We start from the raw sequence: 11,477 nt of genomic DNA on the forward strand, positions 1-11,477 counted from the left end.
TGCGGCGTAGACGACTGTCCATGAACGGCATCCTGATCTGGTCACGCAGCAGCCGGCGGAGAAATCTGCTGGAGGCGTCACGATTAGGTTCTTCGCGGCGCAGAACGACCAGCTTCGGCCAGCGACACCGTAACCGAAGACGCCGTGTGGGCGCGCCTGCTCGCAGGCTGTTTCCCCGCGGAAACGTCTTGCCTCAGGTGAGCGCAGCGAGGCTCTCGGCCAACTCGGCCTCGCGAAATGGCTTTGCCAGTCGTGGCAGGTCCGGCGCTATGCCCGCCGTCTCTGCGTAGCCGGACATCACCAGCACCTTGATCGACGGCCGTTCGGCCTGGAGCCGACGGGCAAGGTCGGTCCCCGACACGCCGGGCATCAGGTGGTCCGTCACCACCACATCCGGGTTGAGACCGCGATTCAGGAGCCGGAGCGCCTCTTCTGCTGAGGCCGCCTCGACCACCTTATAACCCAGCTCGATCAGCATGTCGGCGGTGCTGAGGCGGACGAGATCCTCGTCGTCGACCAACAGCACTGTGCCGCGCCTGCTGGCCGGCGCCACCTCGCCCACCGCCGGTTCGCCCGCAACCCCCGACGCTCGCCCCTCCGGAAGCCAAAGCTCGACGTTGGTGCCCAGGCCAGGGGCGCTCTGGATCGTGAGCGCCCCACCCAGCTGGGAGGCAAGGCCATGCACCATGGACAGGCCAAGGCCCGTCCCCTTCCCCACGCCCTTGGTCGAGAAGAACGGCTCGACGGCTCGGACGCGCGTCGCCGCGTCCATGCCGACGCCCGTGTCGGCAACGGAGACGTGTAGGTAGCGCCCCGGCTTCAGGCCGGACCGGTGCTGCCGCCCGACCGTTTCCGACTCCACGGAAATGCGCAGCGTCCCACCCTCCGGCATCGCATCGCGGGCGTTCACCGCAAGATTCAGCACCGCCATCTCCAGCTGGTTGGGGTCGGCCTTGGCCGGCGGCAGGTCCCGGCCCGCATCGACCACGACCTTGATCTGGGGCCCGGTCGTGCTTGCGATCAGGTCCGCCATCCCGGCGACAAGGTGCGCGACATCCACCGCCACCGTCTGGAGCGGCTGACGCCGCGCGAAGGCGAGCAGCCGCTGGACGAGCGTCCGCGCGCGGTCGGCCGACTGGACGGCCCCCGCGATCAGCCGCTGCTCGCGCTCGCCACCCAGCCCCCTGCGCTGAAGCATGTCGAGCGCGCCCACGATGGGCGTCAGGAGGTTGTTGAAGTCATGCGCGACCCCGCCGGTGAGCTGGCCCATCGCCTCCATCTTCTGGCTCTGCCTGAGCGCCTCCTCGGCGACGACCTGCCGCGTCACGTTTCGGCTCGACCCGATCAGCCGGACGATGCGTCCTTCCGGATCCCGCATGGGGACGAGGGAGGTGTCCCAATGCTGCGGGTCGCCATCGAGGTCGAACTCCTCGCGATACTGGTGGACCATGCCCGTCGCGACGACGTGCCGGTAGGTTTCGATAACCCGCCGAGCGGCCGATTCCGGCAGGATGTCCTCGATCCGTCGACCACGGATGTCGGAGAGCCTGAGCCCGACCGCCGCCTCGTGTGCGGGATTGATCTCCTCCACGACAAAGCCGCCATCGGGCTGGACTCCAATCACGAACAGTGCCTCGGGCGAATTCTCGAAATAGGCGCGGTAGAGGGCGTCCGCCTTCCGGCGCGCGGCCTCGGCCGCCGCCAGTTCCGCCTCCCGCGCCCGCTCCGCCGTCACGTCGCGGCCGGTGGCGTAGGTCATGTTGCCGGCGGGTGCGGCCACCCAGGAAATCCAGCGGGTGGAGCCGTCCTTGTGCCGGCAGCGGTTCACGATCCTCGGAGTGCCGCCTTCCGCCGCCAGTTCATAGGCCTCGACGGTCTTGTCGTGGTCGTCCGGCAGCACGAATTCGTTCACATAGCGTCCGACAAGGTCCTCTGGCGCATAGCCGAGCACCGTGGTCCAGGCGGGGTTCACCCGCCGGAGAAATCCCTCGAAATCGATGACGAGCATCAGGTCAGGCGACGTGGCCCACATGCGGTCGCGCTCGGCCGTGCGCTCCGCGACCTGCGCCTCGAGCGTCTCGTTGAGTTCGCGCAGGCGTTCCTCGGCGTGCTTACGGTCGTGAATGTCGGTCGAGGCCCCATACCAGTGGATGACCCGCCCGGTGGCGGGATCGCGGTAAGACTCGGCACGGACGAGGAACCAACGGTACGCACCATCCTTGCGACGTATGCGGTGCTCGACCTCGAACACGCTCCCGGTACGCTTTGCCTGTTCGAATGCAGCCATCGTCCGCGCCACGTCCTCGGGATGAACATAGCAGGCGGCCACGTCACCAGCTGTGGCTGGCCATTCCAGCGTCCCGGTATAGCTGCTCCATTGCCGATTGAAGAACTCCAGCCGCCCTTGTGCGTCTGTGACCCAGACGATCTGCGGCACGGCATCGGCCATGAGCCGGAAGTGAGCCTCACTCTCACGCAGATCCGCCAGAGCGCGGCTGGCTTCCAGTTGAGCCATCACCTGCGCGGCAAGGCTCCGGAGCGTCCGCATCTGACTGTCGGGAATACCGCCGGGCCGGGGCTTCGTGTCGAGCACGCACACGGTGCCGATCGGCAGGCCCTCCGGCGTGCACAGGAGGGCCCCCGCGTAAAAGCGCAGGCCACCGGCGACGGCTACGAGAGGATTATCACGGAAGCGTGTGTCCTCCGCGAGATCCGGCACGACGAGCGTGTCGCTCTCAAGAATGGCTTGACGACAGATGGACACATCGAGAGGTAGTTCGCTTTGGCCAATGCCGACCTCGGCCTTGAACCACTGGCGGGTGTCGGAGACGAAGTTCACCACGGCGATCGGCGCGCCGAGGAGGTCGGCGGCAATCGAGGCGATCTCGTCGAAGCTGGGCTCTCGCGGGGTGTCGAGGATGCGGTAGCGCTCAAGAGCCGCGACACGGTCCGCTTCGTTCCATCTCGATGGATCGCGCGGCGGGTGTCCAGGCTGAGGGCCAGACCCTTCCATCGGCTTCCACGCCTCCTCCCGCAGCCCCTGCTCTTCGCTTCCAGAAAACAACGACTAGACCACGCACGCTGCCTTGGCCCGTTTCGGGTAACGGAGGGCCAAACAGGTCCTTACCCGAACGCTGATATTCTGGCCTCGTTGGCGCATTGTCTCAGCACGGCAACGGAAATGGGCGCCTGCCCGGGCTGGGCGATGATTGTCATCTTTTGGAGCGCCGGCCCTATTGGCCGTTGCGCCGGTTTAGCGCCGGTGCGCGCGTGACGTCCTAGATGCTCTCGAAAGGCCGTCCCGGAGCGCTCTTCTTGCTCGTCGCGAACCACACTCGACGCCGAGGGGGTAAAGAGGACCGCGAATGGCCGGTCCCGCTTTCGTGCTGGAGGTCAGGTTTCTTTTGCCCGCCCCACGGAATGTCAACTGCATTACACATTTCAGGCGACCCGTAACCTTTTGCTGGCTCAAGCACTGTATGTTGCAGTGCAGCATTCGAAGACATTCGAGGCGCTGGCATGATCGCTCCAACCGGCATGTGGGCCGAAGGCGCAGCGAAAGCTTTGTCTGGAGTGGCGTCACGATTTCACGTTGCAGGCCCCGCACTGCAACAGGACAAGGACATCACCATGACCCTTCGCGCCCTCATGCAGGCCGGCCCTGCCAAGGCCAACGAATTGTTCGCCAAACTCGCCGAAACGTCCGACGGTGCGCTGCGGACCCGCGAGAAGCTGTTCGCCGAGCTTAAGAGCGAACTTGAACTCCATGCCAGCCTTGAGGAACAGCACCTGTTCCCGCTCCTGCGCAGGAACCCGGAAACCAAGGAACTGGCCGCGGACGCGTTTCGCGAGAACAAGGAGCTTCGGGTCAAGCTCAACGAGCTGGAGGCCATGCCAAAGAACGACCCGGCGTTTGCCGAGACGCTCGCGGACCTGAAAAAGACGTTTCGCCAGCATGCGCGCGACGACAGAAAGGAACTGTTGCCTGCCGTGCAGCGCGCTCTGAGCGAAGAGCAGATGCAAGGTGTGACCGAGAAGATGGAAGCCCGGCTTGCCGAGGTGGAGCAGGCCAAGCAGAACGAGGCCGAGGAGCGCCGTGCCAAGGCCCGTCAGGAGCGCGAGGAGGCGGACTTCCTGGCTCAGCAGGCTGAACTTCGCGCTGAGCGGGCCCAAGCGGCCGAGCGGGAGAGGGCGGCGACTGAGGAAAGCGCGCGCGAAACTGCGCGCCTTGTTGCCGATGCCGCCTTCAAGCCGGCCGCTTTGGCAGCCAAGACGGTGGCCGATGTGACTCGCGTCGCTGCCTCAGGTGCCGGGACGGGCCAGCGTGCTCAGGCTCAGGCATCCGCCCTGACCAACATGTTCCTGTGGCCGTGGATGAGTATGGTGCAGAACGCGCAGCGGCCGGGATCCTCTGTGGCCGTTCGTGGCCCCGCGGCCATGGAAGAGGTCATCTCGTTGGGCGAGGAGGTTCTTGAGGTCGGCAAGCGCACGGAGAACCGCGGCACGGCCAGCATCCGCCGCTTTGTGGTCGAGACCCCGGTCGAGCGCCAGGTCACGCTGCAGAGCGAAAAGGTCGTCATCGAGCGCCGTCGCCCGGTGAGCGACAAGGTCACCGGCGAGGTCCTGACCGAAGTGTCGATCGAGGTGATCGAGACGGAGGAGGTCCCGACCGTCGAGAAGCGTGTTCGCCTGCGGGAAGAGGTCGTGGTGCGGATGGAACGCACCCAGCGCGTGGAGAGGGTGAATGCGACGGTGCGTCGCGACGAGGTCGAGATCCGCCAGCCCGGCCGAAAGCGTGGCAGCCAGCAGCTGCGTACTGTCATCGCGGAAGGCTGAAACCTGCCCGCCGGGGACCAGGATTAAAGCGTACGGTTCGTGCGTGAACTGAGCTTCTGGATGGCACGGTGTCACGGCCCTGATCGCGCTCCCGCAGCGTGGTCAGGGTCCTTTTTTAATGGCCGTAACCTCAAAAGGGGTTCGCTCGGAGGAAGAGCTTTGGAGGCTTCACGGGCAGTCCCTCAGGACTGCCTTGGCAGTGGATACTTGAAACCGGAGCGACAGTGTCGAGGGGGGACTGAGCCATGGACTTCATGTTGAAGCAGCTGTTCGGTGGACACCCGCTTCCTACCCTGACCGCGGTCAGCGCTGACAGACGCAAGAGCCTCCCGCCGGAGTGCGGGATCGCTCACCCGAGCTTGGCTTCCTCCGCCACCACATGGAAGCCCGCAAGTTGGCAAGGTCCGAAAGTGGTGGTCATCGCCACGTCCGTCGCATCCCGGCCGCGTGCCATCAGGATGCGTCCGATGCGCGGCACGTTGTATCGCGCATCAAACGTGTACCAGCGGTCGCCAAGATAAGCCTCGAACCAGGCGGAGAAATCCATTGCCGCGTCCGAGAGTGGCACGCCGAAATCGCCCAGATAGCCCGTGCAGTAGCGCGCGGGGATGTTCATGCAGCGGCAGAGCGTGACAGCCAGATGCGCATAATCCCGGCAAACGCCGACGCGGTCCACGTTGCCGCCTTGCGCGGTGCGGAAAACATCCGCGTGCTCGTAACCGAACTGGATGCGGTTATGCGTGTAGTCGCAGATGGCCTGCACCCGCGCCCATCCCGGCGGGGTGCCGCCAAACAGCGCCCACGCCAGGTCTGTGAGGCGGTCCGTCTCGCAGTAGCGGCTGGCGAGGAGGAAGACGATCGCCTCATCCGGCAATTCCTCCACCGGCACCTGCCGCGCTTCCGGTGCATAATCATCGGGGGTGCCCGGATCCTGCAGGTCGAAGCGCGTCGAGATGGTCAGCCGCCCCTGCGGCGCGACGATGCGGTGGCAGATATTGCCGTAGCCATCGCGATACTCTGTCGCGCCGATCGGGGGATCGAACTGGATCTGGTGTGGCCCGAGCAGGCGCGGCATGCAGGAGGGATGCACACTCAGCGCCAGGATCATCGGCGTGGGGGCGGGGCACTCATAGGTAACGTCGCAGCCGGCGTGGATGATCATGGGGGAATAATCTCCGCTCGGGCAGGGCGAGCCCGAAGCGTCGTCACTCGTGCGGGGGTGGGATTGGCTCATGCTTGCTCTCGCTCGGCCTGCACTGCAGGGACTAACTCGCTCTCGGCCGTGACGGTCACCGAAACGTCCATGTCAAGCGCGTCGTCCGGCCGGCCTTTCCAGGTGCCATGCAGCGGCACGGCCTGCCCCGGGTCGCGCGCCACGGCGACGCGGATCAGGTCCCGGTTGCCGACGATGCCGTTGGTGGGATCGAACTCGACCCAGCCCGCCCCAGGCAGGTAGACGCGCACCCAGGCATGCGTGGAGCCGCCGCCGACAAGCGTGCGCCCCTCGCGCAATGTCGCGTCATGGCCGGGCGAGTAAATGTAGCCCGAAACGAAGCGCGCCGCGAGGCCGAGAGAGCGGACCGCCTCCATCATCAGCAGGGCAAAGTCGCGGCAGGTGCCGCTTCCCAGTTGCAGCGTGCGCACCGGCTCCTGAATCCCCCTTTGCTCGCGCGGCACATAGGTAAAGTCGCGCCGCACCGCGTGGGTCATGGCCGCCAGCAGATCCAGCGTTCCGGTCAGCCCGGACCTGTTCAGGAAGCTGCGGGCCCAGCGATCCACCACACGGTCTGGGTCTGGCGTGTGGCGCTCGATCGAGCGTGCCAAGTCGGGCATCTCATCGGTGGAGTAGGAGAAGGGCAGGCTGCGCGCGTGCTCCTCCAGTCGGAAGTCCAGCTCTTCCACGGGGCGATGGTCCAGGATGATGCGGCTGGCGAAACACAGCTCTCGGGCCCGGGTGGTGAAGTTCACGACGCCGACGCTGTTTCCAAAGACATCATGCACCCACCAGATCTGCGACGGCTCTGGCGTGATGTCGATCCGAGCTTTTAGGAGCCGCTGGTCATGCCCGGCCCGGGGCCGGAGCATCATCCGATGCTCGCCGAAGGAGACGGGCTGGCGGTAACGATAGGTCGTGAGGTGTCGGACGGTCAGGATGGACATGGGGCGCCTTCAGCCCCGGTTGCTGAGGCAGGAAATGGGCCGGAACTGGCCTGAGTTCATGCCCGACCTGCCGGCTCTCTTGCTCTCGCACGAGCGAGAACCCAAGATAGATCCGCTTTGGTCCAACTCGACTTTGTAAAGCGCTTTAGGCCGCACGGTCAAGCGGGTATAGAGGAACTGCCGCGCCGTGCGCGGCGACCAGCCCAAGAATTTTCAGACTGAGGGGCCAGTTCTCAAGTCTAGGGTCGCGCCCTGGCTTTGGCGTCTGCCCACGATACTCTCGTGAAAAGGCTCGAGCCAGCCGTCCGTGATCGCAGCAATGCTCCGCAACCAGACAGCAGTTCTGCATCGCGGGGATGATGTCTGGATCTGAAACCTGCCGGCCCGGTTAGCTCCTCGTTCGGCCTATGAGGGTACCCCACTGCGGCTGTATGCTTGGCGTCAAGCAGGAGGCCAAGCATGACAATTTCCCTCAGTTCATCTGACCACCAGAAGCTCGACCGTATGTTAGACACGATCTTGATGGCTCACGCTCAAGGCAAGATTTCACTCTCGGACGCCCGTTCGGCTCTTGCCCATTTTGTGGGCGCCGCGATGACCCAGAATGAAGGCGAAGTTCGCTCCTGGCTTAAGCCGGAAACCTTTGGGGAATTTGAGGACCTGATAGACGCCCACCGGCCTTAAAGACAACTATTCTGCTTCCTAGACGGCGGGAACGCCGGCGCAGAGCTGAGGCTCGCGGAGCACGCGTTCCAGCCCATCGACTATGCCGCGTACGCAGTAGGTTCGGTCGAAATCGTCCCCTGGTAGGACGCGCGTGATGACATAGCCTCCAGCCGGGAGAAAATACCGTGCTCCGCCCTCCTCAAGCCGGACCTTTTGCCCGACGGAGAATTTGTGCGCTGCGTTGTTGGTGGGCATGGATGCGTCCTTGTTGTGTTGCTCTGAGATGTGGCGTGGAACCGTGTGTCCGTGCGTCAGGCGACGGTCCGCCTCCGCTCCATTCCCGGGATCAAGAAGGGGGCCTAGCCTCTCAGTGCGGCGGGCGGATCGCCCTGCGTCATTTCAGGGTAGCCGTTCCCGGTCCGCAGCGTGTGCCCTTTCCAGTTCGCTGGGATCGACGATGTTTGCGTTGGGGTGTTCGTGCGGCGCATGTGTCCTTGGGATCAGCATGGTCGAGATGCGCCGATACACTGGGAAGGACAGGTCCTCAAGAAGCTGCTCCTCCGTCTCGACATCATAGGTGCCAGCAGGGAGAGGCCGATCGAGGCCCTTCAGGACGAAGGAATGCCTGAAGACCATGGTCGTCGTTTGGGTGCGTGTGAGCATCTTGCATCTCCTGGAAGCTCCCGATGACCGGCGCGGGCATATGGAGTGTGAAAGCGCCCAACAATCCGACGAGCCGGCAAGGTTTGCGTGCAGACGCGCAAGCCCTCTCGGGTTCTGTCGATCATCTGACTACGTTCGCCGCGCTCAGCTTGGCGGCCGCTGCGTCACGCATGGTGACGTTGGGGGTGGCATGCCTTCCTCCACTCCTGGGGGCAGGCGTCAGTTTCCGCCCTGAAGAACTGAGGGTCGCAGCTTGCTCGGACTGTGTTCGCTTAGAATTTCCTATAATATGCGCGGAGCAACCCAAATTGACAGCTATAATTACTGTAAGATAAAAAAATAAATCTCGGGAACATTTATCCTGATGCGGAGCGTTATCGTTCCTCCGACTTGAGGAATATCCCGTCCCCTCTCACCTAGGAGAGGTTCTTTTCAGCGCCACGGCGCGACGAACATCAGGGAGATGGAGCAAGGGATGGCCGATCCGATTGAGGGCGTTGAGCGGCATGGCCGCCTTTATTGGTGCATCAAGACCGATCTCGCACCGGACGGTAAGGTCCACCTCATGGCGGACCGGATGGAGGTGACATCGTCAGGAGCGCTGATTGCATGGGGCTCTTTCAACGCGAAAGCGGACGGTCCGTCACCGGAACCCGTGATCAACTTGGTCTGCGCCCCCGGTCGCTGGTTCGCGGCCTATGTCGCGTCAGGCGCGGATGGCAGCGGCCTCGCCGTTCAAAGTTGGGCCGGCGAACCTAACCAAGGACGCAATCGCGCTGCCGATGCCGAGCGGAGACCAGTGCTGCGCGAGGTCCCGCACGAAACGCGCTAAACCAGCATTTCCTCGTGTCCTCTCAAGGGCCCACACCGGCGCTGACGTCCAGTGCGGCAAACAGGTCGAGCGTGCCGTGGCGGCGGTCGTCTTCTCGTCCACGCACAGCACCAGCCAAGGAGGCATGATTGGTCCTGACCCCGGAAACTGGTCCAGGTGGAGCGCAAATTTTTCGGGCACGCTGAACCCCTGAGGAGGGGGAAAGGTGCCATGAAGCAGAAGCGATACACGGACGAGCAAATTGCCTTTGCCCTGCGGCAGGCGGAAAGCGGCACGGCGGTGGCCGAGATTTGCCGCAAGCTCGGCGTGTCCGAGCCCACGTTCTACCGGTGGAAGAAGCAGTTCGCCGGCATGGGTGTGGTGGAGATCCGGCGACTGAAGCAGCTGGAGGAAGAAAACGCCAAGCTCAAGCGGCTGGTGGCCGACCTCAGCTTGGACAAAACCATGCTTCAGGATGTGCTGCGAAGGTAGTTGGTGAGGCCCGCTCTTCGCCGGGACGTGGTGCGTCACCTGCAGGACGCCTACGGCATCGGCGAGCGGCGGGCCTGCCACGCCACGGGGTTCCACCGCTCGTCGCAGCGATACCGCTCGCGGCGGGACCCGCAGGTGGAGCTGCGGATGCGGCTGCGCGACCTGGCCGCGGCCCGGGTGCGCTATGGCTACCGGCGCCTGCACGTGCTGCTGCGGCGCGAGGGATGGCCGGTGAACCACAAGCGGGTGCATCGCCTGTACGCCGAGGAGGGGCTGTCGATCCGCACAAAGCTGCCGCGGCGCAAGCGGGCCTGGCGCTACCGGCAGGGACGACCCCAGGCAGGAGCCGCCAACGAGGTCTGGGCGATGGACTTCAGGTCGGACCAGCTGTTCGATGGCCGGCCGATCCGCATCCTGACCGTGGTGGACATCCACACGCGAGAGGGGCTCTCGACGCATCCGAGAGCCAACTTCCGGGCGGCCCAGGTCGTGGAGGTTCTGGAGGGCTTGGTGCGCCTGCGGGGCCGGCCGAAGAGCCTGAGGGTGGACAATGGCCCAGAGTTCGCCGGTCGGATGCTCGACCATTGGGCGTATCTGAACGGGGTGGAGATCGACTTCTCCCGCCCCGGAAAGCCCACGGATAATGCGTTTATCGAGGCGTTCAACGCCCGGCTCAGAGCCGAGTGCCTGAACGCCTCGTGGTTCCTGTCTCTGGCAGATGCCCGGCAGCGCATCGAGGAATGGAGGTGCCACTACAACGAGGAACGACCACACTCGGCGCTGGGAAACTTGACCCCGGCAGCCTTCGCCAACCAAGCTCAACCCGCCCGAGGACTTGCGTAGACCCCGGACCAGAGTTCGGGGCAGGACCATGATCGTGGCCCACTAACATTCTGCGCGGACCCCTCAAGGGGGGCTGTACTTGGACATGGACACCAACCCTGAGGATCGCCTGACCGTTGCATCCGGGATCTCCTGTGACACAACATGCTTTACTTCATACAGAAGTGAGGAGCGTTATGGCGATGTCCAATGGCTCTGCGCTTGCTTGGACGCTGGCGGTGGTACTCATCGCGCTGAACATCGCGGGCTACGTCTTTGATCTGTACTCGGCGTTTTGGTGGTTCGACCGCATCGTGCACGCGGCGACGGTTTTCGCGCTTACCTTCTGGTTCACGGAGATCGTTCTCAGGGATGCGATTCGTGGAGGTCGCGACGTTCTCTTCGTCGTCTTGGTCTCAAGCGTCGGAATTGCTGCCGGCGCCCTATGGGAGGTTGCGGAGTGGGCCTTCGACGCCTTCGCCCCAGGCGACGTGATCAAAGGTAAGAACGACACGCTCATAGATGTGCTAATGGATACAGCGGGCTCCGTGGCTGCGGCCCTCCTGGCCAATTGGCACCGCACGCGCAGGGTGAGGCGCGCTGCCGCTGTGTAGTAACCTCTATGTTCGCGGATCCCGCTGGAGGGTCCCAGCCGAGGAGCCAGGTCCTCCCGGTCTTCAGTGCATGCTCATCGTCCTCGTGCTCTTCGATGCTGAGTTCCTAGTCGCGTCTGTAATGCGGTCGGCCCGCCGGACCAGTTGGAGGCCGATTGGACCGCCTCACGCTGAAACATCTCGCCCCAGAGCGTTTTTCCTCTTGGGAGCGGCACATTGTGGCGAGCGCTTTCCGTAAAGGCTGGCAAGCGCAGTGAGGCGCGCCATCAAGTCGGCACATGCAAGAGGCTTCACTAAAAGCGCCTAACAGAACTGGGTTCTGAGCGTTGGGGCTTCCATGGCGAAGCCTCTTGTTTCCGACGAGTTATGGGCGGCGGTGGCGCCGCTGTTGCCGCGTGAGCGACCCAAGCTAA

The 11,477-nt window shown here is 64.2% G+C and carries 8 protein-coding genes and 1 pseudogene; 5 read left to right on the forward strand and 4 right to left on the reverse strand.

The annotated features are described in order from the left end of the window. Positions 1 to 193 precede the first annotated feature (193 nt). Positions 194 to 3,013: a PAS domain S-box protein gene (locus tag OF850_RS10670; RefSeq protein ID WP_301590063.1), complete on the reverse strand. Its 2,820-nt coding sequence runs from the start codon at positions 3,011 to 3,013 to the stop codon at positions 194 to 196. 617 nt (positions 3,014 to 3,630) lie between these two features. Here OF850_RS10670 and OF850_RS10675 point away from each other — a divergent pair. Next, positions 3,631 to 4,836 carry a DUF2382 domain-containing protein gene (locus tag OF850_RS10675; RefSeq protein ID WP_301590064.1) on the forward strand — a complete coding sequence of 402 codons (1,206 nt, stop codon included), beginning with the start codon at positions 3,631 to 3,633 and terminating at the stop codon, positions 4,834 to 4,836. 349 nt (positions 4,837 to 5,185) lie between these two features. Here the strand turns inward: OF850_RS10675 and OF850_RS10680 are convergent, their stop codons facing one another. Both OF850_RS10680 and OF850_RS10685 read right to left on the reverse strand, forming a co-directional pair. Continuing rightward, positions 5,186 to 5,998 carry a transglutaminase-like domain-containing protein gene (locus OF850_RS10680; protein ID WP_301590065.1) on the reverse strand — a complete coding sequence of 271 codons (813 nt, stop codon included), beginning with the start codon at positions 5,996 to 5,998 and terminating at the stop codon, positions 5,186 to 5,188. Between the two features lie 68 nt (positions 5,999 to 6,066). Then, entirely contained in the window at positions 6,067 to 6,996 is a 930-nt protein-coding gene (locus OF850_RS10685; protein WP_301590066.1) for a transglutaminase family protein, read from the reverse strand. Between the two features lie 459 nt (positions 6,997 to 7,455). On the opposite strand from OF850_RS10685, the gene OF850_RS10690 reads away from it, so the two are divergent. Next, the gene (locus OF850_RS10690) at positions 7,456 to 7,680 is read left to right on the forward strand and encodes a hypothetical protein (protein WP_301590067.1); all 225 of its coding nucleotides are present in this window, start codon (positions 7,456 to 7,458) and stop codon (positions 7,678 to 7,680) included. A 381-nt stretch (positions 7,681 to 8,061) separates the two neighbouring features. On the opposite strand, the gene OF850_RS10695 is transcribed toward OF850_RS10690, so the two are convergent. Then, on the reverse strand, positions 8,062 to 8,325 hold the full coding sequence (locus tag OF850_RS10695) for a hypothetical protein (RefSeq protein WP_301590068.1): 264 nt from the start codon (positions 8,323 to 8,325) through the stop codon (positions 8,062 to 8,064). A 475-nt stretch (positions 8,326 to 8,800) separates the two neighbouring features. Between OF850_RS10695 and OF850_RS10700 the strand changes: the two genes are divergently transcribed. From OF850_RS10700 to OF850_RS10710, 3 genes and pseudogenes are all read left to right on the forward strand, one after another. Further along, a complete protein-coding gene (locus OF850_RS10700; protein WP_301590069.1) occupies positions 8,801 to 9,157 on the forward strand; it encodes a hypothetical protein in 357 nt (118 codons plus the stop codon). Positions 9,158 to 9,367: 210 nt separating this feature from the next. Next, a pseudogene (locus OF850_RS10705) lies at positions 9,368 to 10,471 on the forward strand (IS3 family transposase). Positions 10,472 to 10,653: 182 nt separating this feature from the next. Then, entirely contained in the window at positions 10,654 to 11,064 is a 411-nt protein-coding gene (locus OF850_RS10710) for a DUF2238 domain-containing protein (RefSeq protein ID WP_301590070.1), read from the forward strand. Positions 11,065 to 11,477: the final 413 nt, after the last annotated feature.

The sequence above is a fragment of the Sabulicella glaciei genome, from assembly GCF_026183895.1.
Lineage (GTDB): Bacteria > Pseudomonadota > Alphaproteobacteria > Acetobacterales > Acetobacteraceae > Roseococcus > Roseococcus glaciei.

What these genes read in the sequence shown, in the direction of transcription:
- OF850_RS10670 (WP_301590063.1), bottom strand. Translation starts at nt 3,013, where the DNA reads ATGGAAGGGTCTGGCCCTCAGCCTGGACACCCGCCGCGCGATCCATCG.
- OF850_RS10675 (WP_301590064.1), top strand. Translation starts at nt 3,631, where the DNA reads ATGACCCTTCGCGCCCTCATGCAGGCCGGCCCTGCCAAGGCCAACGAA.
- OF850_RS10680 (WP_301590065.1), bottom strand. Translation starts at nt 5,998, where the DNA reads ATGATCATCCACGCCGGCTGCGACGTTACCTATGAGTGCCCCGCCCCC.
- OF850_RS10685 (WP_301590066.1), bottom strand. Translation starts at nt 6,996, where the DNA reads ATGTCCATCCTGACCGTCCGACACCTCACGACCTATCGTTACCGCCAG.
- OF850_RS10690 (WP_301590067.1), top strand. Translation starts at nt 7,456, where the DNA reads ATGACAATTTCCCTCAGTTCATCTGACCACCAGAAGCTCGACCGTATG.
- OF850_RS10695 (WP_301590068.1), bottom strand. Translation starts at nt 8,325, where the DNA reads ATGCTCACACGCACCCAAACGACGACCATGGTCTTCAGGCATTCCTTC.
- OF850_RS10700 (WP_301590069.1), top strand. Translation starts at nt 8,801, where the DNA reads ATGGCCGATCCGATTGAGGGCGTTGAGCGGCATGGCCGCCTTTATTGG.
- OF850_RS10710 (WP_301590070.1), top strand. Translation starts at nt 10,654, where the DNA reads ATGTCCAATGGCTCTGCGCTTGCTTGGACGCTGGCGGTGGTACTCATC.